This window comes from Amantichitinum ursilacus, from assembly GCF_001294205.1.
In the GTDB taxonomy this organism is placed as follows: Bacteria; Pseudomonadota; Gammaproteobacteria; order Burkholderiales; family Chitinibacteraceae; genus Amantichitinum; species Amantichitinum ursilacus.
In genome coordinates this window covers 228,909-251,977 of sequence record NZ_LAQT01000001.1, presented here as the reverse complement: position 1 = coordinate 251,977, position 23,069 = coordinate 228,909, and the positions used below count along the sequence as shown (strand labels likewise).

Genomic DNA, 23,069 nt, shown 5'->3' with positions numbered 1-23,069 from the left:
ATCCATCAAGGAGCATAGACGAATGATACGGTTTTCGCAGCCCGGCCCTGGGTTGCAGGGCCCGACTGTCTGTCAGGCTGATCAGACCTTGGCGGCAGCAGCGACTTCAGCTGCGTAGTCCACCACTTTCTTCTCAATGCCTTCGCCAACCACAAACATGGTGAATGCGTCGACTTTGGCGCCCTTCTCGGCCAGCAGTTTTTCAACGGTCTGGTCGGGGTTCTTCACGAACGGTTGGCCCAGCAGGGTCACTTCGGCCAGGTACTTGGTGATACGGCCTTCAACCATCTTGGCGACGATTTCTGCCGGCTTGCCCGATTCAGCGGCTTGCGCGGAGAAGATCTTGCGTTCGGTTTCCAGCAGTTCGGCCGGCACTTGATCCTTCGACACGCAAACCGGCTTGCTGGCCGCGATGTGCATGGCGATGTCTTTGCCCAGTTGCTCGTCGCCACCTTGAACGGCGATCAGAACACCGATCTTGGAGCCGTGCAGGTAAGCGGACAGCGCGCCGTTGGTTTCGTAACGCACCGAACGGCGCAGGGTGATGTTTTCGCCCAGCTTGGCCACGATGGCTTTACGTGCTTCTTCAACGGTGGCGCCTTCAACGCTGACGTTAGCCAGGGCGTCGATGTCGGTCACGTTGGATTCGGCAACAGCTTTCACTGCCAGCGCAGCGAAGGCGGCAAAGTTGGCATCTTTAGCCACGAAGTCGGTTTCACAGTTGACTTCGAGCAGTGCGCCCAGCTTTTTGTCGTCGGAGATATAAACAGCAACGGTGCCTTCAGCGGCGGTACGGCCAGCCAGCTTGGTGGCTTTGTTGCCGGACTTGATCCGCAGCAGCTCTTCAGCAGCTTTGATGTCGCCCTGGGTTTCGACGAGTGCTTTTTTGCACTCCATCATGCCCATGCCAGTCATTTCACGCAGTTCGCCTACCAGCTTCGCGGTGATTTCGGCCATGGTGTTTCTCCTGATTCGATGATTTTTGAATACTTACGAAAAAGGGGCTGTTGCGCCCCTTTTTCGACTGGATATTACCGAGCGTTAATTACGCTTGAGCTTCAGTCGCAGCTTCAACCACTTCCTGGATAGCCTGGTTACGGCCTTCCAGCACAGCGTCAGCCACGCCACGAGCGTACAGACGGATAGCGCGCGAGGAATCGTCGTTACCCGGAACCACGTAATCGATGCCATCTGGATTGTTGTTGGTATCAACGATGCCGATAACCGGGATGCCCAGTTTTTTGGCTTCGACGATGGCGCCGTGTTGGTAACCGGTGTCGATCACGAACAGCGCGTCCGGCAAACCCTTCATATCCTTGATACCGCCCAGCGAGCGCTCGAGCTTTTCAACTTCGCGCTTGATGGTTAGCAGTTCTTTCTTGCCGTAGCCGTTGTTTTCGTCAGCGATGATGGCGGTCAGCTCTTCCAGACGCTTGATCGATTGCTTGACGGTCTTGAAGTTGGTCAGCATGCCGCCCAACCAACGGTTGTCGACGTAAGGCATGCCGGCGCGTTGTGCTTCTTCAGCCAGGATTTCGCGTGCTTGACGCTTGGTGCCCACGAACAGCACGGTGCCCTTGTTTGCCGACAGACGACGCACGTACTTCAGTGCTTCTTCGAACAGCGGCAGGGTTTTTTCCAGGTTGATGATGTGAATCTTGTTGCGTGCGCCGAAGATGTATTGACCCATCTTCGGGTGCCAGTAACGGGTTTGGTGGCCGAAGTGAACACCGGCCTCGAGCATTTGACGCATGCTGATAGACATTGCAAAAATTCCTTGATAAGGGTTATGGCCTACCGTTCGCGCGACACGCCAGATTGAATCTGACGCACCCTTAGGGGCGAACCGGGAAGTTTTTCCGCACAGCGCGGAACGCAGGATTATGCCGTAATTGTTACTTCGCCTCAAGCCCGGCTTGCCGTTCAACCGGCCGTGTCGCACATGCGGGCGCACTGACCGCGGCGCACACACTGTCCAGCCGTGCCTGGCCATCCACCCGCACATCGGCACGCTTGAGCTGCTGGCCGATACGCACCTGCAGGGCAAAGTCATCAGCCAGCCACGCCGGCACAGCCAGTTGCCGGTCCAGCGTCAGCGCCGATTGCAGCGATGCCCAAGCGGCTTCGCCCTGATCTTGTTGCAATTGCGCCTCCGCCAGCAGCCGCCAGCCATGCGCGCGCTCGGATGCAGGCGCGTCCGCTTGCGCGGTCACAGCGGAGGCCAACGCTGCCGCGCGCGGTCCGTCTTGCTCGGCCAGTGCAATGCGCGCATCCAGATTATCGAACCACGGCGTCAATCCGCACGGCGCATCGCAAAGCGCGCGCGCCTGCTGCACGTGGTCCGCTGCGGCGTGCGTATCTGGCAGGCCCAGCAAGGCCAACTGGTAATGGGCGCGGCTGCGTTGCAAACGCGGGAACAGCATTTGCCCCGGCATCGGCGCGATGGTCTGGCGTGCGGCATCCCGTTGCGTCAGTTCAACCTGGGCGTTGGCCAATCCCAGCCTTGCTTCACCCTGCCCGGCCCAATCATCCACAGCGGCGCTCAGCAACAGCGCCTCTTGCCATTGCGCGGCGGCATCAGCCCACGCGCCTGTCATGGCCGCGCGTTGCGCCGCCACCGCATGTGCGTTGTATTGTTTAACCGCAGCAGGTTGCACCGGCGCGGGCTGACTGGCGCAGGCGGTCAGTATTAATAGAAGAACGGGAACGAGGCGCTTCATTGGCGGCTATCGGGCATCGGCGCGGACGCGTCGGGCGCGCTCATCCACTTGTTAAACGGCCAGCTACGGCTGGCGCCATTGGCCAGTTCGGTACCGGTTTGCACCAGCGCATCGGCGTTACGCACCAGGCCCGGCAAGCGCGGCGCGGCCTGGTCGACGGCTTCGCGCGTGGTGGTGGTGATATGCGCCACTTCACTGGCGGCCGTATTGGCATGGGCGACGATTTCAGGCGCATGCGCCGCCACTTCGGACGCCACCTGATCGGCTTTGTTCAGTACCGATTGCGCCTGGCGCGCGGCATCGGTGCTGGCCACCAGGGTGGCGGGCAGTTCGTTTTTGCTGACGTGCTCCAGATTAACCAGTACCTGATCCAGCGTTTTGCGGGTCTCACGCAGTTCGGCCGAAAACGCCTGCACATTGGCCAGCGTGCCGCGGATATCGCCTTTCGGGTCATTCACATAATCCAGCGTCTCATGCACCGAATCGATAATCGGGATGGTGCGCTGACGCAAATCCGCCGCAATCTCCGGCAAGCCCATCGCGGGCGCAAACACCAGCTTGCCGCCTTCCTTGATCGGCGCGGCGCCGGGCGTGCCGCCCGCCACTTCAATGTAATGATCGCCCAGCAAGCCATCCTGCTGCAGCAATGCCACCGAATCGGGCTTGACCCACTTCAGATACTTGTCGTCGATCAGCATTTCCACATCCACTTTGGCCTGGTCATTCAACGTCACCTGATCCACCACGCCAATCTTGAAACCGGACAAGCGCACCTGCATGCCGTTGTTCATGCCGTTGCCGCTTTCGGCCACAAACGACAAGCGGGTGCGACTGACAAAATAGCCCTGCTTCAGCGCCAACAGGCTCAGCAACAGGCCAAAGCACACCAGCCCGATTGCGATAAACATCGCCACGCGCCAGCCCAACCACTGAAAACGGGCATCGGTGTCCCGCAGATATTTCAAGGCCATTGTCGATTCTTGTTCATGTTGTTTCGGGGGTCAGGGTCAGATCATGCAGGCCCCATGCCTGCTCGGGCGCGCCCTGGCCGATCACCAGCACGGCGGCGTTGGCGCTGAGTTCATCCAGCACCGGTCGCAATAAGGCAGAGCGCGCGCAATGGCCCCACATATCCTGGTCCAGCAGCATCAGCCCGGGCCGCAAGATGGCCGCGCGCACCAGCAACAGCATGCGTTTGCGGTCGCGCTCCAAGGTAACGGGCAATGCAGTGGCGATGCGCTCGACTTCGGTATCGCCGATTCCCAGGCGCTGTAATGCAGTAACAAAGCGCGCTTCCAGTTCGGGCAACGGCGCTATCTTTTGATACCACGCGGGCAGGATCAGGTTTTCCCAAACACGCAGGTTGCTGAGCAAACCACCATTCGATTCCAGCACCGCCACCCGGCCCGGATAATTGAGTTGCACCAGCCCCGCCGCCAGATCCAGCAGTGTTTCGGCCTCGGCGCGCGTCGGAGCGGCGCACCAATAGCGCTGCCCGGGTTCCAGCCGGATCGGGCCGGTAGGCGCAAGCGTCAGATCGTACATAGCGTCCACGCCGTTTCGATCAAAAAAATCACAAACAAGCCGCGCATCACGGCGCGCGAAGACGCCTTGGGGATATCCGTCACATACGGCCCCACGCGCAGCCCCACATAACACGCGGTCAGCGAGCAACCCAGACCAAACACAAACGCCTTGCCGAGGCAGGTCAGCATCAAATCGATGCGCATGATGCGGTCGATGGCCAGGATTTCATACGTGACATCGGTGCCGGCCGAAAACAGCGTGCCGCCCGCTTGCGACATCAACGCGATATATAAAGTAAGCCCGACGCAGGCGATGGTCATACCCAGCACGCGCGGCATGATCAGATAAGTGCCCGGTGGAATACCCATGCGAAACAGGCTGCGGATTTCGCCATGCACCTGCATGGTGGCCAGTTCGCTGGCCACCGCGGAGGACGAGCGCGCCACCAGGATGATCGCCGCCAGCAAGGGGCTGATTTCTTTAAAGCTCAGCGACGCCAGCAAGCGCAACGATGCATCGCGGCTCTGGCCATACTGACCATGTAATAGCGAAATCACGATCGCGCCCAGCGCAAAGCCAATCGCCAGCACCAGAAACACCGCCTCGTTGCCGGTAAAGTAGATTTGCCGCAGCAAGACGCGCCGCACCGGCTGATGGCGCAAGCCAGCCAGCGGCGTGGTGATCGGGGCAAATAGTTGGGCAAGGCGCATGGTCTGGATTTTGATGTGCGGGATGGCGGCGGCTTGGGTTAGCGCCAAGCCGCACTATAAACTGTCATCAGGCTGAATGGCAGTTGGTATCAGCATGTATCTGCCCGCACAGTGACGCGCAACGCCCTTGCAACACGGCTTTACGCCCATAACTCGGCTAACAGGGGCGCTATTAAAATTGGCGCACAGGCATTACGCACTGTGTAATCGCGGCCATAGCCATTTTCGATTAGATCGGCGTGATCGTATGACTTAGACTAACGGCCGCTTAACTGACGATAAAAAGGAAACCCTCATGTCCACCCGACACTCGCCGTTGCTGATTCTTGGTTCCGGCCCTGCAGGTTATACCGCCGCTGTTTACGCTGCTCGCGCCAACCTCAAGCCGGTGTTGATTACCGGTCTGGCCCAGGGCGGCCAGTTGATGACGACCACCGACGTGGATAACTGGCCGGCCGATAACGATGGCGTGATGGGTCCGGAACTGATGAGCCGTTTCCAGAAACATGCGGAACGCTTCGGCACCGAAATGATCTTCGACCACATCCACACCACCTATCTGCAAGAAAAGCCGATCCGTCTGGTGGGCGATGCGGGCGAATACACCTGCGACGCACTGATTATCGCCACCGGCGCATCCGCCCAGTACCTGGGCCTGCCCAGCGAAGAAGCGTTTGCCGGCAAGGGCGTTTCGGCGTGCGCCACGTGTGACGGTTTCTTCTATCGCGGCCAGAAAGTGGCGGTGGTCGGCGGCGGCAATACCGCAGTCGAAGAAGCGCTGTACCTCAGCAATATCGCCAGCCACGTAACGCTGGTACATCGCCGCGATACCTTCCGCGCCGAAAAGATTCTGGTCGACCATCTGCATGAGAAAGTGGCCGAAGGCAAGATGACGCTGGCCACCAACCAGACGCTGGACGAAGTGCTGGGCGATGCCACCGGCGTAACCGGTGCGCGGCTGAAATCGAGTACTGATGGCGCGACCAGCAATCTGGACGTGGCTGGTGTGTTTATCGCAATTGGCCACAAGCCCAACACCGACATCTTCCGCGGCCAGCTGGAGATGGACGAAACCGGCTACATCATCACCAAGGGCGGCCGTGATGGCGGCGCCACCTCGACCAGCGTGCCGGGCGTGTTTGCCGCAGGCGATGTGCAAGACCACATCTACCGTCAGGCGGTCACCTCGGCCGCCAGCGGTTGTCAGGCCGCGCTGGATGCAGACAAGTATCTGGAAACACTGCGTTAAGCCACGCGCTTAGCCAGTCACACCCGACGTAAAAGGCGGCCTTCGGGTCGCCTTTTGTGTCTGTGCGCCCCTGCCGTTTGTGCCATTGGCATGTTATGTTTTGCCCATTGCGGCCGCCCGCCCCGCGTCACTTTCGTCCCGCCGTAATGTCCGACCTCAAAAACAATCTCAAACAGATCAAAAAGCGCCTGCAGACGCAAGCCGCGGCCCCCAAGCCCGCGCCCGCGCCGCCGCCAGCGCCCACTGATCACGAATTGTTTATGGCCGAAGTGCGCGACGTGACGCCGCTGTATCGCAAACCGGACTACCAACATCCCCCAGAATGGCCCAGCCCGTGGCCGCGCCAGCGTATGAAAGACGAAGCCGCTGTCATGCCCGATGCCATGACCGATTTCTGGCCGTGGGATGAGCTGGAATCCGGCGAAGAATTGCTCTACCTGCGCGCCGGGCAAAAGCTGGACACACTACGCAAGCTGCGCCGCGGCGAATGGGTAATCCAGGGCGAACTGGATCTGCACGGCCTTAACACCGACGAAGCGCGCACTGCCGTGGCCGGATTCTTGCTGCAGGCACGGCAAAACAACAAACGCTGCGTGCGCATTATTCATGGCAAGGGGTTGGGCTCGAAAAACCGAGAGCCGGTACTGAAACTGAAGCTGAAAAACTGGCTGGTGCAGCGCAACGAGGTACTGGCGTTTAGCCAGGCGCGTGCCGTGGATGGCGGCTCGGGCGCCTTGCTGGTGCTGTTGAAGGGCTGGCGCGAAAAATAAATGGCCGCGTGCTTCGGGCATGCATCGCCAACGTCGAACAGATGCTTTCCGCTACATTTGCTTTTGTGTTTAAAGCTGGCGCAAGGTGGCGCGCCCTCTTGCATAGGCCTGCTTTTTTTTACGTATTCGCTGTAGTTTTATCGGCATGGCCACACCAAAATGGCGAAGTTAAATTACGCCAGCGTAACCTTCAATTTAAAACCAATTCCACCCTCAATTAGCCGCCAGGCCGCGCCAATGTTGCGTCGGCAGCTTTCTGCGCATTTATCGTCTTTATCCGATTATTGTTTGCGCTAGATCAGTTATTGCCGCGCACACTCGCTGATATATTAGCGCCGTTATTCTGATATATCACAAATAATGCATAAAAAATCAAGGGCGGATATGGATAAAAACACCATCAGGCATCGATAGCCCGATTTCGGGCATTCGGTAAATATCGTGCGCTAATATTCCGCGCCTTTCCCGCTGTAGGCAGCGGCGGGGATTAATTCGCCCAGAATTTCTGCATTTGTCATTCATTAATAAAAAGCATTAATTCATTAATCGGGGAGTCAGAACAATGAAGAAGGTCGACTGCTGCAATCTAAAAACAATGCTGATCATCGGCGCCAGTGTGTTTGCCGGCATTTCCGGCCTGGCCGCCGCAGCGGATCTGGGCACTGCCACCATTGGCGATCTCAAAATCGAAACCAAAGTATATGGCTTTTTAAATGCCCAGATCGAATCGGTAAAAGCCGACGGCGGCGCCACACCGTACGACTCGCGCGGCCGCGTTTCCGACGGTAATTCGCGCTTGGGTTTCTCCGGCGCCATTCCGGTTAATGCCACCACCAAAGCCGTGTGGCAGCTCGAAGGCGGTCTTAATAACTTTGAAAATGGCGGCGTCAATGATCAGGGCAGCTCGGCCACACTGGAATCGCGCAACTCGTTTGTCGGTATCGACGACACTCGTTTTGGTCGCCTGATTGCAGGCAATAACGACTCGGCCTATCGCAGCCTGGTGGGCTCGGGCGGCTTGCTGGGCGGCAATCTGGGCCTGACCGTCAATGGCCTTGATGTCTTCAATAACACCACGGCGCAAATGACCGGCAATGCCAACAGTATTTTCAGCCGCGGTGAATCGCGCATGAAAAACTCGGTGCATTATTTCTCGCCCGATTTTAAAGGCTTGCAACTGGCAGGTTCGTATGGCTTTGACGAAGCGCAAAGCAGCGGCAGCAATCGCGAACGTTATTCATTGGCCGCCAAATATAGCTATAGCGGATTCCAGCTGGGCCTGGGTTATGACCGCCAGGCCAATACCGGGGTACTGGTCGACAATATCGCCAAAGGCACTGGCTTTAGCACCGGCGCAGTCAATAACGTCAATACATCCTTCTATAAAGCCGTGGCATCTTATACTTTTCCCACTAAAACCTATTTAGGCGTGGGCGTGGAGCGCGGCAGTTACGGCTATAACAGCCACAATGCCGAAGGCAGCATGAAACAAGATGGCTGGATGATTTCTGCCGCGCAGGATTTGCGGGATGACGTTTCCGTCAAAGTGGCCTATGCCAGATTGGGTGGATTAAGCAATGCGCTGACCGGCAGCAGCGATGATTACGGCGCCAGACAATTTGCGATTGGCGCGCAATACAATTTCAATCGTTATATCGCCACTTATGTGTATTACACCGAAATCAGGAACGAGGCGCTGCAAAGCGTCGATCTGGGCCAGGCGCCCATTTATAGCAACAACGCCGGCACCTCTTCGGCCTATCTGGCGCCCGGTGATAGCCCCCGCGCCCTCGGTGTGGGTTTGATCGCACGCTTCTAAGCCGTAACGCGTTACCGCTGTTTTCCGAAACCGGAATATCGCCCTGCCTCCTCAAAAAGGCCGTCGCGCTATTCCGGTCTTTTTTTAACCGAAGCGCTCGGCAAACCACCGCCAACCCGCGCCAGATCTACATAGTTTGATCAGGATCAGCGCCGGTTTTACGGCTTGCCGCACTATAGCGCTAGCCCGCCGCGCACCGAGTGGATAGCGCTTGTCGCGGCTCTTTTCTTGTCAGGGATTACGAGGACGTTCAACCATGAAATCCATCCAGCGCATTGCCTTGTTTGGCGAATGCATGATCGAACTGCAGGAACAAGTGGGCGGCCAATTACGCCGCAGTTTTGGCGGCGACACGCTTAACACAGCCATTTACCTCGCGCGCATGCTGGCGGGCCGCCCGGCCGAGGTCAGCTACGTCACCGCGTTGGGCGACGACCGCCATAGCCAGGCCATGCTTGACGCGTGGCAAGCCGAAAATATCGACACCCATCTGGTATCGCGCCTGCCGGGCCGCGTGCCGGGCCTGTACATGATCCAGGTGGATGCGGCCGGCGAACGCACCTTCAGCTACTGGCGCGACAGCAGTGCCGCCCGCGCCTATTTCGAGACGGAAATCAGCGCGCTTGAGCTTGAGCTGGCCACGCTGGATGTGCTGTATTTCAGCGGCATCAGTCTGGCCATCCTGCCGCAAGCGGGGCGCGAACGCTTGCTGGCCGCTGCTCACAGCGTGCGTCAGCACGGCGGCAAAGTGGTGTTCGACAACAATTACCGTGCACGGCTGTGGCCCGATAGCGCCGAGGCTCGTCGCTGGTATGCGCGCGCTTTTGCGCAATCCGATATCGCCCTGATTACGCTCGATGATCATATCGCCATGCAGGAAGCGCCGATCAGCGTTGCCGATGCATTGGCGCAAGTCTGGACATTGCCCACGCCCGAAGTGGTGGTTAAACAAGGCGGCGCCGACACGCTGGTGCGGCTGGTCGGCCAACCGCCGGTCTCGATCCCGCCCGCGCCTGTGGCGCAAGTGGTGGATACCACTGCGGCCGGTGATTCGTTTGCTGCGGGTTATCTGGCGGCACGGCTGTGTGACCATGACGTCATCAGCGCCGCCGAAATCGGCAACACCGTGGCGGGCACCGTTATCCGCCATCGCGGCGCAATTATCGCGCCCACCGCAATGCCCGCCATCCAGCTCTAGCGCGGATTTGCGGAAAGGCCGCGCGGCGCAGCGCACGATTACGCCTCGGGGCAATTGCCGTAAAATCGCCACCGGGCGCGCGCTGCGCCCGGCGCTCAGCGCAACATCGGGCCGCGCGGCATTGCCCCCCGCCCAAACACTCAACCGGACCAGTCCTATGAAGGCGCAAAGCCAGCCGGCCGTGGCCGTCGACAAACAAGCGCTGCAACCCAGCGCCGCACGACGGGTTTATCAGGATTTACGCCAGCAGATCATTGATATGGCACTGCTGCCCGGCACCCGCATCAATGAAAAAGACATCGCGCAGACGCATGGCACCAGCCGTACGCCGGTGCATGAAGCGGTGCAGCGGCTGGCGGATGAAGGCCTGATCGAAATCATGCCGCGCGTGGGCACGTTTGTAGCGCGCATTCCGCTGGATACGCTGGAAGAAGCCATGCTGGTGCGCACCGCGCTGGAACTGGCGATTGCCGCCAAAGCGGCCGAGCGTGCCGATGCGCCAGCCATCCTGCGCCTGCAAGATATTCTTAAAGCGCAGCGGTACTGCGCGCAGCAGGGCGACACGCGTGGTTTTCACCAGGGCGACGAGGCGTTTCATGCCGCGTTGGCCGAAATCTCGGGCCACCCGGGCGTGTGGCCGATGGTGCTGCAGGCCAAAACCCAGATCGACCGCTATCGCCGCCTTACTCTGCCGATGCCGGGCCGGATGGAAGGCGTGGTCGACGAGCACGAAGCAGTCGTCGCCGCCATCGCCAATAACGACAGCAACGCCGCCACCGCCGCCATGCGTGTCCATCTGGATCACGTGCTGCCGATTCTTGAAGTCACCCGCACCATGCGGCCTGAATATTTCATCGCACATTTGCCGACCGCCACACCGCCGCGCTAGCAGCCATGCCGCGCCCCATGCGGCGTGGCCGAATCCAACCGCAACACGCCACAACAAAACGCCCGCTGACTGCTCAGCGGGCGTTTTGCGCTCTTCCTTACCCTACCCCGCATCGCACTCTGCGCGTGTCTCAAGCCATGGCCGGTTCAGCCAAAGGCAGGGCGGGCGGCGTGGTCCGTTCGCGGGCCAGCAAACACAGCGTAATCGCAGCGATCACATCAAAGATTGCCAACATCACAAACAGCGGACTGTAGCCCACTTGCGTCACCAGCACGCCAAAGAACAGCGTAAAGAGCGTCGCGCCCAGATAACCACACATCCCGCCCAGGCCTGTTGCCGTCGCCACTTCGTTTTTGCCGAACATGTCGGACGTAATGGCATACAGCGCGCCGGACAGCGTCTGATGGGCAAAGCCACCCACACACAGCAAGGCAATCGCGGTATACGGGCTGCTCACCAGGCCGATACATGCCGGTCCAATCATGCACACCGCACCGGTAATCATCACCAACTTGCGCGACTGGAACAGACCGACATTGCAATACTTGTGGAAGAACGGGCTTAGATAGCCGCCCAGCACGCAGCCCATGTCGGCAGCCAGAAACGGCAGCCAGGCAAACATGGCAATTTCTTTCAGATTCATATGGCGCTCGGTGGCCATATACAGCGGAATCCACGCATTAAAGGTTTGCCAGGCCGGTTCCGACAGAAAGCGCGGGATGGCAATGGCACGGAAGTTGCGGCTTTTGACAATGGCGGTCCAGCGGGCGCGCGGAGCAACGGCCGCGCCCTCTTCGCGATACTGCGCTTCCTGGCCCGCCAGAATGTAGTCGCGCTCGGCGTCAGACAGCGCTTTCTGGTTTTTGGGGTGCTTGTAGAACAGCATCCACAATGCCGTCCAGATGCCGCCCAGCACACCCACAATCACAAACGCCCATTCCCAACTGCCCGCCATGATGGCCCAGACCACCAGCGGCGGCGCCAGCAACGCGCCAATCGACGAACCAATATTGAACCAGCCGATTGCTACCGAGCGTTCCCTGGCCGGAAACCATTCGGTAGTGGCTTTAACGCCCGCGGGAATACCCGCCGCTTCGGTCAACCCCAACATGCCACGAAATACTGCCAGCCCTTGCCAGTTACCGGCAAAAGCGGCCGCCGCGCACGCAACCGACCACGCGCAAGCAAATATGGCAAAACCAATCTTGGTGCCAATTGCATCCAGAATATAACCCGCCACCGGCTGCATTAATGCATAACATGCCTGCCATGCCACAACCACATATGAATACTCTTTGGTGGTCATATGCAGATCGTGCATCATTGTTGGCGCGGCCACCGACAATGTATTTCGCGCCAGATAATTAACAATCAACCCGGCCGTTACCATCCCGACCATCCACCAGCGCATTCCCTTGACTTTACCCATGATTTTTTCCTCGCACCTTTAAGTTTTGCAAGCTGGCAATTAACCGGTCCAACGCCGGTGTATCTGCCTTTCAAAACAGGTATCGGGTAACTGGTTGCCTGATTACAACCGTTGCCTCTCGTAAATACGTTTATATCGGTGTCGTTTTTGAATCACGCATTGATTTGACGATGCAATGCGTGATTTTTATTTTCATGACTTGCCGCGAATAGTTAGGATTATTCCTATACTAATTCGAGCAATGCTTTACGAACCCCGTTTATATCAATCAATTGCAAAGTTTTTTCCAGACTTTCCGTCAGCTGTGGTACTTGATTTAAATCCGCACCCCACACCGCTTTATTGGCCAACCAGCCTTGGGCGATTTCGGCAAAGTTGATTCGATGTGTGCGGAATTTCTCCCAGGCGTCTTCAAACCAGGCCAGATGTGCAGGGTCATCAGTCAGCGTCACCATCAAACCGCGGTACAACAACATATTGGCGGCCAAGGCAAACACCAACCGTTGCGGCAATACGCCATTGGTTTTCTGGTATTGCAGCAATTGCGGCATCACGCGTGCGGCAAATTTGCTCCAGCTATTCAGTGCAATTGATTCCAGCCGATGCTGGATATAGGGATTGCGAAATCGCAGCAAAACATCAGCGGCAAACGGATCAAGCTCGGCGCGCGGCAATGGCAACGCAGGGATGATTTCTTCGTCCAGAGTGCGCAACAGAAAGCGGCTTACCAGCGGATCATCCATCGCGGCGCCCACGGTTTCCAATCCAGCCAGCAGCGCCACCGGCACCATGCTGGTGTGCCCCCCATTCAGCACGCCGACTTTGCGCTGCTTATATGGGGTAATGTCATCGACCAACTGGATATTCAGATCGGCGCCGGCCAGTTTCAATTCATCGGCCAGCCACGCCGGACCCTCAATCACAAACAGATAAAAATATTCCGCAGTGACTAGAAATGCATCGGTATAACCCAATTCTTTTTCGATCGCCGCGATTTCGCCGCGCGGATAACCCGTCACAATCCGGTCCACCAAGGTGGAGCAAAATGTGCAGGCGGAATCCAGCCAACCATTAAATGCATCGCCCAGTTTCCACAACGCCGCAAAATGGATCACCGCCTGTTTGAGTGCATCGCCATTATGGTCAATCAATTCGCAAGGCAATAACACGACGCCTTTATCCGTAGCGCCTTCAAAATGGCGATAACGTTCAAACAGAAACCGGGTTAATTTGGCGGGAAAACTGCTTGGCGGAAAATCTTCAAATCCATCCGTATTATTAATACAGATGCCCGCCTCGGTGGTATTGGACACCACAAAGCGCAATGACGGCACATGCGCCAGGGCCAATACATCATTCCAGCGCGCGGTGGCATCCACTTCACCTTTCACGCATTGAATCTGCCGATATTCCTTGACTGGCACACCGTCTTCATTCAGACCGCGTATCAAGGTGGTATAAACGCCGCCTTGCGTATTCAGCAAAGGCATATCGGGGCGCGCAATCGGGCGCACGATGACTACACTGGCATCCAGGCCTACACGTTCATTGAGCAAATCGATTTGCCAATCAATAAATGCGCGCAAGAAATTGCCTTCGCCAAATTGCACAAAACGGATTGGTGAGGTATCAGGCTGGGTTCGGTCGAGTTGTTGCATAGGTCCTCCGTGGCACACGGCTTAAAGCGAGATATCGCGTTTCCAGAAAATAAAATCGTATTGCTGCAAGCGGTCCGCTTTGGCGCGATAACGGCCACCCGCGGTTTGCAGCACCATCTCGAACAGGCCCTCGGCCACCTCGGGCAACGGCGTGCCGGATATCACCGGGCCGCAATCGAAATCGATCATGTCTTTCAGCCGCGTGGCCATGCGGGTGTTGGTGGCGATCTTCAGCACCGGCACGATGGGGTTGCCGGTGGGCGTGCCCAGGCCCGTGGAAAACAACACCACATTGGCGCCCGAAGCCACGATGCCGGTTACCGATTCGACGTCGCCGCCGGGCGTGCACAGCAAAGACAGCCCCGGCCTGGCGGCGGGCTCGCCGTAATCCAGCACCGACACGATCGGCGACGTACCGCCCTTTTTGGCCGCGCCTGCCGATTTGATGGCGTCGGTGATCAAACCATCGCGGATGTTGCCGGGGCTGGGATTGGCGGCAAAGCTGGTGCCCACGGCCTGCGCCCTGGCTTCAAAATCGCGCATCATGCCCAGAAAGCGACGCTTGTCGTCGTCGTTCTGGCAACGCTCGATCAGGCTGGCTTCCACGCCGCACAGCTCGGGAAATTCCGCCAGGATGGAACCGCCACCGACGGCCACCACCATGTCGGACACCAGACCCATCGCCGGATTGGCGGACAAGCCCGAAAAGCCATCCGAGCCGCCGCATTTAACGCCGATCTTCAGCGCGGACAGCGGCACCGGCTGGCGCGTCACCGCGTTCGCCGCTTTCAAGCCATTCAGCGTGTCTTGCAACACGGCTTTCATCATGGCGTCTTCGCTATCCCACTTCTGCTGCTCGTAGATCAGACAGGGCTTGTCGAATGCCGGATTGCGGGCTTTCAGCGCGTCCTGGAACATGCTGATCTGCGCGTTCTGGCAACCCAGGCTAAACACGGTAATGCCGGCCACATTGGGGTGATCGGCATATGCGGCCAACACCTTGCACAGCGAGCGCGCGTCAGCGCGGGTGCCGCCACAGCCGCCAGCGTGGGTGATGATGCGTACGCCATCTACGTTGGCGAACGGACGCGTTACTGCGCGCGGCGCCGCCATCTCCTCACCCAGCAAAGCCAGCGTGTAGGCGGCCAGATCCTGGGTGGCGTAACCCAACGGGCCTTCGAGCGCATTGCGCAGATGTTCCACATTGCGGTTTTCGCAGAACACCAGCGGAAAAATCAGCCAGTAATTGGCCGTGCCCACGCGACCGTCCGCGCGCACCACGCCCTCAAAGGTGGCGTCTTGCCAGCGTGCCATATCGGGCGCGGTCCATTGATACGGTTGGGTGGCCGCTATTTCGACATCGGCCGCGTAGTGTTCCAGGTTCTCGGTGGTCACCGCTTCGCCGCGCCTGATCGGCGCCATGGCGCGACCGACCGGCACGCCGTACAGCTTGAGCAATTCGCCTTGCGCCAGATTGCGACGGGCAAATTTGTGTTTGGCGGCAACCGGCGTATTGATCAGGATCGAATCACCTTCCCAGCTCACCAGTTGGCCCGCCGCCAGATCGACCAGCGCCACCAGCATGTCGTCGTCCGGATGGATGCAGAGAATTGTTTGCATGGCCGTGGCCTCTCTTTGCGTTCTGATTAGCGCGATGCGACGGCAACCCGCCGCCGCAGCGCGCGGGGGTTACAGCGCGAAGTAGCGCTTGGCGTTTTCGTAGCAAATGCCGCGCACCACGGTGCTCAGCGCTTCGAAGTCATCGGGAAACTCGCCGCCCGCCACCCACTGGCCCAGTTGGCGGCACAACAAACGCCGGAAATAATCGTGCCGCGGATAAGACGCAAAGCTGCGCGAATCGGTGACCATGCCCACCGACGTGCCCAGCACGCCGTGGTTGGCCAGGGTAATCAGCTGCTGCAAATTGCCTTCTTTGTGATCGTTAAACCACCACGCCGGGCCGTACTGCACCTTGCCGGCCACCGAGCCATCCTGGAAATTGCCGATCAACGTCGAGAGGATTTCGTTCATACCCGGGTTCAGGCAGAACAGCATGGTTTTGGGCAGGCGCGCCTCGCTGTCCAGCGTATCCAGCAAGCCCGCCAGACCGGCGCTGCAGCTCATGTCGGAGATTGAGTCGTAGCCGGTGTCCGCCCCCAGGCGCGCCAGCATGCGGCGGTTGTTGTTGCGTTGCGCGCCAATGTGCAGACACATGGTCCAGTCATGCGCGGCATAGACCCGGCCCAGCCCGGTCAGTACCGCCAGCACGTATTGCGCCACTTCGGCCGCTTCCAGCAGCGTGCCGCCGAGGCGCTTCTGGAACAGCTGTTCAATCTGTTCCGGCGGCAACGGCGTTACCGGCAAGGCCACATCGACGGCGTGATCGGAAATGCGCGCGCCCTGTTCATCGAAGAAGGTCACGCGTTGGGCCAGCGCTTGCATCATGTCGGCAAAGCTGGCGATCTGGACGTCGGCCACCGCACCCAGCCTTTGCAGATACTCGACAAAATCCTGCTGGTTGATACGCATGGCTTTGTCGGGGCGGTAAGCCGGCAGCACGCGGGTTTTAAGATCCATCTGTTTGATCGCGGCGTGTTGCGCCAGATCATCGGCCGGATCGTCCGTCGTGCAGGCCACTTCAACGCCGGCTTGTTCGAGGAAGGCCCAGGTATCCATGCCAGCCAGTCTGGCGTTGGCGCGTTCCCAGATTTGCGCGGCGTTTTTTTCGTTGATCAGCAGATCAATGCCAAAGATGCGGCGCAGTTCCAGATGGCTCCAGTGGTAGATCGGATTGCCAATCGCCAGGGGCAGCACTTTGCAGAAAGCGCGGAATTTTTCTTCATCCGTACGATTACCGGTAATGAAGTCTTCGCTTACGCCAGCACTACGCATCAAGCGCCACTTGTAATGGTCACCCCCCAGCCATAGTTCGGCGATATTGCGAAATTGCTTGCGGCTGGCAATCTCGCCCTGCTGCAGGTGCGAGTGGTAATCAATGATGGGCAAATCGGCGGCCACCTCGTGATACAGGCGCTTGGCCACGTGGCTGTCCAGCAGAAAATCTTCGTCCATAAATGCAGTCATACGGCCTCCTCGATGTATGGGGGCAAGGCTGCAATCCAGTCAGATCGCGGCCCTGCGTTCCTGATATATCAAGTGGCGCGTTGTGATATATCAGGATGACAGGCGCATTTGTAGGCTCTTCGCGACCGGTTACATCTGACTTGGATCAAACATTGTGGAGATGGCGACGTGCCGTGGAGCGAAAACAACAGAAGGCGCGCAGGCGCACCGCAAAGACATGCCGAGGCGGCGCCTCAGCAGCACATGTTTATCGTAATCTGCCGTAATATTTTTTGATATTTGTCAGGTTGTCGCGCTAAACACCGATCAACAATGACTCCGGAAACACCTTCCTGACACCGCGCCAACACGCTGATGCGTCGCCGGCGGGCGTCTTTTGCATGAAGTACCGGAGCATGAAAATTGAAATTATCAACTCGGCTTGCATTCATCGTGGGCAGCGCCATCGCGGGCCTGCTGTTACTGGCGCTGTTTGCCTTGCAGACTTTGCACACCACCATGCTGGCAGACCGGCATGAAGAAATCCGCGCCGTCCTGGGCCTGGCCCGGCAGCAAGTCAGCCTGTTTCAGACGCTGGAAAAAGACGGAAAACTGTCCCACGAAGAAGCGCAGGCCCGCGCGCTGCAGGCGCTGAGTGGCTTACGCGACGGCAAGCTCTATTTGTGGGCCCGCAGCAAAGACGCGGTCGGTCTGGTCCATCCCAATCCCGATGTAATTGGCAAGGTCGATTGGGGCGCGCCGGTGGCCAGCGGACGCCGCAACTTCGAGGAATATCTGTATCAGCTGCAAAACACCGATTTCGCCTTCTTTAACGACATGAGCAAACGGGCCGCCGACAGTCCGCTCGCGCCCAAAATCAACGGCGTCACTCAAGTAGCAGGCTGGGGTTGGCTGATTGGCTTTGGCGTGTTTGTCGACGATATCGACCAGGCCTGGTGGCAGCTGGTATGGCATTTTTTGTTAATCGGCGGTGTGGCATTGGCGGCGGTGACGGGCCTGGCGGTGGTGATGTCGCGGCGCATTTATTTTCAACTGGGCGGTGAGCCCGATTACGCCCGCGCCGTGGCGCTGGCCATCGCGGGCGGTGACCTGAGCCACCCGGTTGATCTGCGCGGCGGGCGCGAAAGCGTGCTGGGCGCGATTGCCGCGATGCAAAGCGGCCTGCGCGACATGATCCACGGCATCCAGCAAGGCGAAGCCGCGCTGTCGGACGCGGCGCGCAGCCTGTCCAATGAAATGAGCCATATCCATCTGTCGTCGCGCCAGTCGTCCGACGCCACCGCCTCCACCGCTGCCGCCATCGAACAAATGTCGGTCAGCATCGACCAGATTTCGATCAGCGCCCGCGAAACCGAAAAGAACTCCGCCCACACCACCGAGCTGGCTGATCAGGGCGGCGATCTGGTCGCCCACGTGGCCGCGCAGATCGGCGAATTGCTGGGGGACGTAACGTGCGCCGCCGAGCTGATCACCGGCCTGGCCGAACGGTCACGCGAGATCGAAGGGATGTCGGCGCAGATCAAGGAGATCGCCAATCAGACCAATCTGTTGGCCCTGAACGCCGCCATTGAAGCCGCCCGCGCCGGCGAACAAGGGCGCGGCTTTACCGTGGTGGCCGACGAAGTGCGCAAGCTGGCCGAGCGCACTACGCAGGCCACCACGCAGATCAACAGCATGGTGCACCGTATCCGCAGCGACACCGCCGATGCAGTCAAAAGCATGCAGGCGGTAACGCCGTTGGTGACCGGCAGTGTGAACATGGCACGCAATGCCGCCAGCGCGTTGCAGCAGATCAACGACGGGGCTAACGCCAGCCTGCAACGCGTGCGCGATGTCGCCAACGCGGCGGCTGAACAAAGCCTGGCCAGCAATACCGTGGCCAACAACGTCGAGAAAATCGCGCAGATGGTGGAAAGCGCGGTGACGTCGGTGCACGCGGCCAACCAGAATGTGGACATGCTCAAGCAGTTGGCGGCCGCGCTGCATCAATCGGTAGCGCGCTTTACGCTGTAACGCCCCCGCCAGCCCCGGCTTGCGTGGGCGCGCTCAGGTCAGACCGACGCGAGAAACGCCTTGTCCGGATACTGGTCGCATAAAAACTCGACAAAAGCGCGCACCTTGGGGCTCTGCAAGCGGCGCGAGGTGTGCAGCACCCACAGCGCCACGTCGCCGCCGCGCGTACCCCAGCTGACCAGCTCGCCGCGTTGCAGTTGCCCGCCAATAATCGACTGCGGCACCAGCCCCACGCCCGCGCCCGCGACGATGGCATCGCGCACCATCAGCAACGAGGACAGCCGCAACACCGGGCGCGGCAGCAACCTGGGCGCGCGATCGCGCAAAGTCCAGATGTCGCCCTCGCGATAACTGGGCATCACCACGGCGGGCACCGGGACTACCTCGTCCAGATCGCCGCTGGGCGGGGCGAGCAAAGGGGGCGCAGCCAGCACCAGCCGGTCGCGCGCAAAGCAGCGGCCCACCAGCGCGGTGTCCGGGTCTGGATCAATGCGGATGGCGATATCAAATTGCTCTTCCACCAGATTAACCCGGCGGTCATCGGCCACGACTTCAATCTCCACGTCCGGGTACAGCGTGCGAAACCGCGCAACCAGTGTGCCCAGCGCCAGTTGTCCGAACAGCGAGGGCGCGGCAATGCGCAGATTGCCGCGCGGCGTGGCGACGCCTTCGCGTACGGCAGCGATCGCATCCGCCACTTCGTACATCGGGCCTTCGGTGCGCGCGAGCAGCTGCTGTCCAGCTTCAGTCAATTGCAGGCTGCGCGCGCCGCGCTCCACCAGGCGCACGCCCAGCGCTTCTTCCAGCTCCGTCACCCGGCGCGACAACGTGGCTTTGGAGCGGCCACTGGCGCGACTGGCCCGGCCAAAGCCGCCGTGCGCAGCGACCAACTGAAAATCATCCAGCGCGTTCAAATCCATGCGTGTCTCATTTTTGATCCGATATGTCTCGATCTTAGCGTCTGTGTTTTGTTTATGAAACTGCCTATTGTTCGGTTGTCGGCAACGCCACCACTCAACAGGAGCTCCATCATGAATACCATCCGTGCATTGGTTTTAAACGAATACGGCGACCAGAACGCGACACAGATCGGCCACATCGCCGCCCCCACGGCGGGCGCAGGCCAGGTACTGGTGCGAGTACGCGCCGCGGGCATCAATGCCCTCGACTGGAAAGTCCGTGAAGGCTATGTCCGCGATGCCTTTCCGCTGCAACTGCCCACTGTGCTGGGTATCGAACTGGCGGGCGTCGTCGAAGCCGTCGGCCCGGATGTCACCCATCTGCGTCAGGGTGATCGGGTGATGGGCGCTCTGGGCGACCTCGGCGCTTATGCGGAGCTGGTGGCGGTCAATGCCGCCAATCTGATCAAAACGCCGGATGCCTTAAGCGATGTGGACGCCGCCGCCCTGCCGGTTGCTACCGTCTCGGCCTGGCAAAGCCTGCACCACGCCGGCCCGCTCCACGCTGGGCAACGCATTTTGATCCACGGCGCGGCGGGTGGCCTGGGCGGTTTTGCCGTGCAATACGCCCATCGGGCCGGTGCGGTGGTATACGCCACCACGCGTAGTTCGCAGGTCGCGACAGTCCAACGCCTCGGCGCGGACCACGTCGTCGCCTACGACCAGGCGCAGTTCGAGAACACGATGCGCGATATCGATCTGGTGCTCGATTACGTCGGGGGCGAGGTACTCGACCGCTCGTGGCGCGTGCTGGCGCAAGACGGCGCGATCGTCAGCACCGCCTCGCCCGCCATCGTGGCCAGCACCCCGCCGGGTCGCCGCGGCCTGTGGTTTATCAACACGCCGGACAGCGCCTTGCTGCAACAACTGGCTGATGACGTGGCGCAGCAACGCGTGCAATCGCGGATCGGCGCGGTGGTGCCGTTTGCTGATCTGCCCGCCGCCATCGAACGCAATCGCACGCAGCCGCAACCCGGCAAGAGCTTGGTCGATTTTTCGCTGTAGTCCACGCTAACGTGGCGCATTGGCCACAGCATGGCGGGCGCCCGCTTTCGCTTAAGCCGCAAAACAAAAAAGCCAGCATTCGCTGGCTTTTTTTTATTGGCGTTGGCAAAAGCCAATCAGGCCAATGCCGCATTCACCTTTTCCAGAAAATCACCGTAATGAATCGGCTTGGCCACATAGCCGTCGCAACCGGCAGCCAGCATGCGCGCCTCGTCGCCTTTCATGGCAAATGCGGTCACCACCACCACTTTGATGTGGCCCGTGGTGCTGTCGGCTTTTAACAAACGCGTGGCTTCCAGCCCGTCCATGCCGGGCAATTGCACATCCATCAAAATCAGGTCGGGCAATTCGGTGCGCGCCAGCGATAAACCGGTGGCGGCTTCGGTGGCGGTACTGACTGTATGCCCTGCATTCTTGAGCAGAAACGTAAACAGCTTCAGATTCGCCGCGTTGTCTTCAATGATTAATATTCGTGCCATAACGCCTGCCTACTCCACCGGGTGGTAGGGCAACCACACCTTGAATTCGGACCCTTGCCCGGCAGTGCTTTCCACCGACAAACGTCCGTCATACAACTCAACCAGTTGCCGCACCAGCGCCAGGCCCAAGCCAGTGCCTTCGTATTTGCGCGACAACGAACTATCCAGCTGTACAAACGGCTGGAACAGATTATTCAATTCTTCCGGCGTAATGCCGATGCCGGTATCGCGTACGGCAATCGCCAGATATTCCGGATGCGTGGCTGCGCTGTCACTACCAATAAACCGCAATCCATTCAGACTGGCCCCGCTCACGCGGCGCGCAATCACCGTGACCGCGCCGCCATCGGGGGTAAATTTAACGGCATTGGACAACAGGTTATAAATAATCTGCTTGGTCTTGCGCGGGTCCAGTTGCGCGCGGCCCAGTTCATCCGCGTCCACTTTCAATTCAATGCGATGCGAATAGGCGCGGCCTTTTAATACCGTCAGGCAGTTTTGCAGCAAGGTCTGCAAATCCACCGACTCAATTTCCAGTTCCATCTTGCCGGCTTCAATCTTCGACAAGTCCAGAATATCGTTGATCAGCAGCAGCAAATGTTCGCCGCTGGAATAGATATCCGACACAAATTCTTTTTGCTGCGCATCCAGCTCGCCGATCAAACCATCGCGCAAGACTTCGGAAAAACCAATAATCGCATTCAGCGGCGTGCGCAATTCGTGCGACATATTGGCCAGAAATTCCGATTTCATGCGGCTGCTATGTTCCAGCTCCTGGTTTTTACGCGCGATTTCTTTATTGGTTTCTTCCAGTTCCGCCGCGTGTTGCGCCAGCCGGATATTCAGTTCGCTAACCTGGCGTTCGCGCTTTAACAATTGCTCATTCACCATCACGGCCTGTTCGTAGGTCGAGATCAGCAAATCCAGAATCTGTTGGCGTTCGGCATTAATAAAATGCTTTTGATTGCCCAGATATAGCGCGATGCCGAATTGCACATTCTGGCCATGGCGCAATTTCTGGTTCATCAATACATGCTCAATCAGCGTGAGCAGATAGGTTTCGTCGTAAGGCTTGCGGATAAAGTTGTCGGCACCGCATTCCAGCCCGCGGATGATGTCCTTGGGGTCGGTGAGCGACGTCACCAGGATCACCGGCACATCACGCCATTGCGGCGTGGCCTTGATGGTGCTGCACAGCGTATAGCCGTCCATTTGCGGCATCACCACATCGGACAACACCAGATTGGGCCGCTTTTGCTCCATCAGCGCCAGGGCCTGATGGCCATTGGCCGCCACGCGCACGGCATAGCCTTTGCTCTCGATCTGGTAGCGCAGTTTTTCCGCCTGGGTTGGGCTGTCCTCAACAATCAGGATCTCGGTGCCCGTGGACTTGTTGTCCATGTACTACTCCGTGTTGCTGCTGCGTTTATCAATCTGTGCGGCTCGCGCCCGCCTTGCGGCAAGCAAGCGTCAGCGCGGACGAGCCGTGGCCTGTACCGGCCTTGTTGGAGGTGGCACGCGTCTGGCGCGTGGCTCACACGTTAATACATACGTTGCAAT

At 59.1% G+C, this 23,069-nt stretch carries 20 protein-coding genes; 7 read left to right on the top strand and 13 right to left on the bottom strand.

Translation table 11 applies throughout. The features are described 5' to 3' along the window. Positions 1-81 precede the first annotated feature (81 nt). The 6 genes from tsf to WG78_RS01060 form a co-directional block, all read right to left on the bottom strand. A complete protein-coding gene (gene tsf, locus WG78_RS01085; RefSeq protein WP_053935933.1) occupies positions 82-957 on the bottom strand; it encodes a translation elongation factor Ts in 876 nt (291 codons plus the stop codon). A gap of 88 nt (positions 958-1,045) precedes the next feature. After that, a complete protein-coding gene (gene rpsB, locus WG78_RS01080; protein ID WP_053935932.1) occupies positions 1,046-1,765 on the bottom strand; it encodes a 30S ribosomal protein S2 in 720 nt (239 codons plus the stop codon). Positions 1,766-1,895: 130 nt separating this feature from the next. Beyond that, a complete protein-coding gene (locus tag WG78_RS01075) occupies positions 1,896-2,720 on the bottom strand; it encodes a hypothetical protein (protein WP_152969004.1) in 825 nt (274 codons plus the stop codon). Beyond that, the gene (locus WG78_RS01070) at positions 2,717-3,691 is read right to left on the bottom strand and encodes an MlaD family protein (RefSeq protein ID WP_053935930.1); all 975 of its coding nucleotides are present in this window, start codon (positions 3,689-3,691) and stop codon (positions 2,717-2,719) included. The genes WG78_RS01075 and WG78_RS01070 overlap by 4 nt, the downstream gene beginning before the upstream one ends. 13 nt (positions 3,692-3,704) lie before the next feature. Further along, complete coding sequence (locus WG78_RS01065; RefSeq protein WP_053935929.1) at positions 3,705-4,265, bottom strand: hypothetical protein; 561 nt, start codon at positions 4,263-4,265, stop codon at positions 3,705-3,707. Then, positions 4,253-5,005, bottom strand: a complete 753-nt coding sequence (locus WG78_RS01060; RefSeq protein ID WP_053935928.1) for an ABC transporter permease — start codon at positions 5,003-5,005, stop codon at positions 4,253-4,255. The genes WG78_RS01065 and WG78_RS01060 overlap by 13 nt, the downstream gene beginning before the upstream one ends. A gap of 247 nt (positions 5,006-5,252) precedes the next feature. Between WG78_RS01060 and trxB the strand changes: the two genes are divergently transcribed. The 5 genes from trxB (at position 5,253) to WG78_RS01035 (ending at position 10,882) form a co-directional block, all read left to right on the top strand. After that, positions 5,253-6,206 (top strand): thioredoxin-disulfide reductase, encoded by a 954-nt coding sequence (gene trxB / locus WG78_RS01055; protein ID WP_053935927.1) that lies wholly within the window; start codon positions 5,253-5,255, stop codon positions 6,204-6,206. Positions 6,207-6,352: 146 nt separating this feature from the next. Continuing rightward, on the top strand, positions 6,353-6,976 hold the full coding sequence (locus WG78_RS01050; RefSeq protein WP_083458679.1) for a Smr/MutS family protein: 624 nt from the start codon (positions 6,353-6,355) through the stop codon (positions 6,974-6,976). Between the two features lie 562 nt (positions 6,977-7,538). Further along, positions 7,539-8,795, top strand: coding sequence for a porin (locus WG78_RS01045; protein WP_083458678.1), 1,257 nt, complete (start codon positions 7,539-7,541; stop codon positions 8,793-8,795). Positions 8,796-9,051: 256 nt separating this feature from the next. Beyond that, a complete protein-coding gene (locus WG78_RS01040; RefSeq protein WP_053935925.1) occupies positions 9,052-9,993 on the top strand; it encodes a sugar kinase in 942 nt (313 codons plus the stop codon). Positions 9,994-10,150: 157 nt separating this feature from the next. Continuing rightward, positions 10,151-10,882, top strand: a complete 732-nt coding sequence (locus WG78_RS01035) for a GntR family transcriptional regulator (RefSeq protein WP_053935924.1) — start codon at positions 10,151-10,153, stop codon at positions 10,880-10,882. A 130-nt stretch (positions 10,883-11,012) separates the two neighbouring features. Here the strand turns inward: WG78_RS01035 and WG78_RS01030 are convergent, their stop codons facing one another. The 4 genes from WG78_RS01030 to uxaC all read right to left on the bottom strand — a co-directional run bounded on the left by WG78_RS01030 (position 11,013) and on the right by uxaC (position 17,053). Then, complete coding sequence (locus tag WG78_RS01030) at positions 11,013-12,311, bottom strand: MFS transporter (protein ID WP_053935923.1); 1,299 nt, start codon at positions 12,309-12,311, stop codon at positions 11,013-11,015. 224 nt (positions 12,312-12,535) lie between these two features. Continuing rightward, on the bottom strand, positions 12,536-13,969 hold the full coding sequence (locus tag WG78_RS01025) for a tagaturonate reductase (protein ID WP_053935922.1): 1,434 nt from the start codon (positions 13,967-13,969) through the stop codon (positions 12,536-12,538). Positions 13,970-13,990: 21 nt separating this feature from the next. Then, positions 13,991-15,589 carry a UxaA family hydrolase gene (locus WG78_RS01020; RefSeq protein WP_053935921.1) on the bottom strand — a complete coding sequence of 533 codons (1,599 nt, stop codon included), beginning with the start codon at positions 15,587-15,589 and terminating at the stop codon, positions 13,991-13,993. A gap of 69 nt (positions 15,590-15,658) precedes the next feature. Further along, a complete protein-coding gene (gene uxaC / locus WG78_RS01015; RefSeq protein WP_053935920.1) occupies positions 15,659-17,053 on the bottom strand; it encodes a glucuronate isomerase in 1,395 nt (464 codons plus the stop codon). A 402-nt stretch (positions 17,054-17,455) separates the two neighbouring features. On the opposite strand from uxaC, the gene WG78_RS01010 reads away from it, so the two are divergent. Continuing rightward, positions 17,456-19,066: a methyl-accepting chemotaxis protein gene (locus WG78_RS01010; protein ID WP_201782309.1), complete on the top strand. Its 1,611-nt coding sequence runs from the start codon at positions 17,456-17,458 to the stop codon at positions 19,064-19,066. Positions 19,067-19,104: 38 nt separating this feature from the next. Here the strand turns inward: WG78_RS01010 and WG78_RS01005 are convergent, their stop codons facing one another. Continuing rightward, the gene (locus WG78_RS01005; RefSeq protein WP_053935919.1) at positions 19,105-19,986 is read right to left on the bottom strand and encodes a LysR family transcriptional regulator; all 882 of its coding nucleotides are present in this window, start codon (positions 19,984-19,986) and stop codon (positions 19,105-19,107) included. 111 nt (positions 19,987-20,097) lie between these two features. Here WG78_RS01005 and WG78_RS01000 point away from each other — a divergent pair, with 111 nt between their 5' ends. Next, on the top strand, positions 20,098-21,030 hold the full coding sequence (locus tag WG78_RS01000; protein WP_053935918.1) for an NADP-dependent oxidoreductase: 933 nt from the start codon (positions 20,098-20,100) through the stop codon (positions 21,028-21,030). Between the two features lie 116 nt (positions 21,031-21,146). On the opposite strand, the gene WG78_RS00995 is transcribed toward WG78_RS01000, so the two are convergent. Together WG78_RS00995 and WG78_RS00990 are read right to left on the bottom strand one after the other, a co-directional pair. Further along, positions 21,147-21,509 (bottom strand): response regulator, encoded by a 363-nt coding sequence (locus WG78_RS00995; RefSeq protein ID WP_083458677.1) that lies wholly within the window; start codon positions 21,507-21,509, stop codon positions 21,147-21,149. 9 nt (positions 21,510-21,518) lie between these two features. Then, complete coding sequence (locus WG78_RS00990; RefSeq protein WP_053935917.1) at positions 21,519-22,910, bottom strand: hybrid sensor histidine kinase/response regulator; 1,392 nt, start codon at positions 22,908-22,910, stop codon at positions 21,519-21,521. Positions 22,911-23,069: the final 159 nt, after the last annotated feature.

What these genes read in the sequence shown, in the direction of transcription:
- tsf (WP_053935933.1), bottom strand. Translation starts at nt 957, where the DNA reads ATGGCCGAAATCACCGCGAAGCTGGTAGGCGAACTGCGTGAAATGACT.
- rpsB (WP_053935932.1), bottom strand. Translation starts at nt 1,765, where the DNA reads ATGTCTATCAGCATGCGTCAAATGCTCGAGGCCGGTGTTCACTTCGGC.
- WG78_RS01075 (WP_152969004.1), bottom strand. Translation starts at nt 2,720, where the DNA reads ATGAAGCGCCTCGTTCCCGTTCTTCTATTAATACTGACCGCCTGCGCC.
- WG78_RS01070 (WP_053935930.1), bottom strand. Translation starts at nt 3,691, where the DNA reads ATGGCCTTGAAATATCTGCGGGACACCGATGCCCGTTTTCAGTGGTTG.
- WG78_RS01065 (WP_053935929.1), bottom strand. Translation starts at nt 4,265, where the DNA reads ATGTACGATCTGACGCTTGCGCCTACCGGCCCGATCCGGCTGGAACCC.
- trxB (WP_053935927.1), top strand. Translation starts at nt 5,253, where the DNA reads ATGTCCACCCGACACTCGCCGTTGCTGATTCTTGGTTCCGGCCCTGCA.
- WG78_RS01050 (WP_083458679.1), top strand. Translation starts at nt 6,353, where the DNA reads ATGTCCGACCTCAAAAACAATCTCAAACAGATCAAAAAGCGCCTGCAG.
- WG78_RS01045 (WP_083458678.1), top strand. Translation starts at nt 7,539, where the DNA reads ATGAAGAAGGTCGACTGCTGCAATCTAAAAACAATGCTGATCATCGGC.
- WG78_RS01040 (WP_053935925.1), top strand. Translation starts at nt 9,052, where the DNA reads ATGAAATCCATCCAGCGCATTGCCTTGTTTGGCGAATGCATGATCGAA.
- WG78_RS01035 (WP_053935924.1), top strand. Translation starts at nt 10,151, where the DNA reads ATGAAGGCGCAAAGCCAGCCGGCCGTGGCCGTCGACAAACAAGCGCTG.
- WG78_RS01030 (WP_053935923.1), bottom strand. Translation starts at nt 12,311, where the DNA reads ATGGGTAAAGTCAAGGGAATGCGCTGGTGGATGGTCGGGATGGTAACG.
- WG78_RS01025 (WP_053935922.1), bottom strand. Translation starts at nt 13,969, where the DNA reads ATGCAACAACTCGACCGAACCCAGCCTGATACCTCACCAATCCGTTTT.
- WG78_RS01020 (WP_053935921.1), bottom strand. Translation starts at nt 15,589, where the DNA reads ATGCAAACAATTCTCTGCATCCATCCGGACGACGACATGCTGGTGGCG.
- uxaC (WP_053935920.1), bottom strand. Translation starts at nt 17,053, where the DNA reads ATGACTGCATTTATGGACGAAGATTTTCTGCTGGACAGCCACGTGGCC.
- WG78_RS01005 (WP_053935919.1), bottom strand. Translation starts at nt 19,986, where the DNA reads ATGGATTTGAACGCGCTGGATGATTTTCAGTTGGTCGCTGCGCACGGC.
- WG78_RS01000 (WP_053935918.1), top strand. Translation starts at nt 20,098, where the DNA reads ATGAATACCATCCGTGCATTGGTTTTAAACGAATACGGCGACCAGAAC.
- WG78_RS00995 (WP_083458677.1), bottom strand. Translation starts at nt 21,509, where the DNA reads ATGGCACGAATATTAATCATTGAAGACAACGCGGCGAATCTGAAGCTG.
- WG78_RS00990 (WP_053935917.1), bottom strand. Translation starts at nt 22,910, where the DNA reads ATGGACAACAAGTCCACGGGCACCGAGATCCTGATTGTTGAGGACAGC.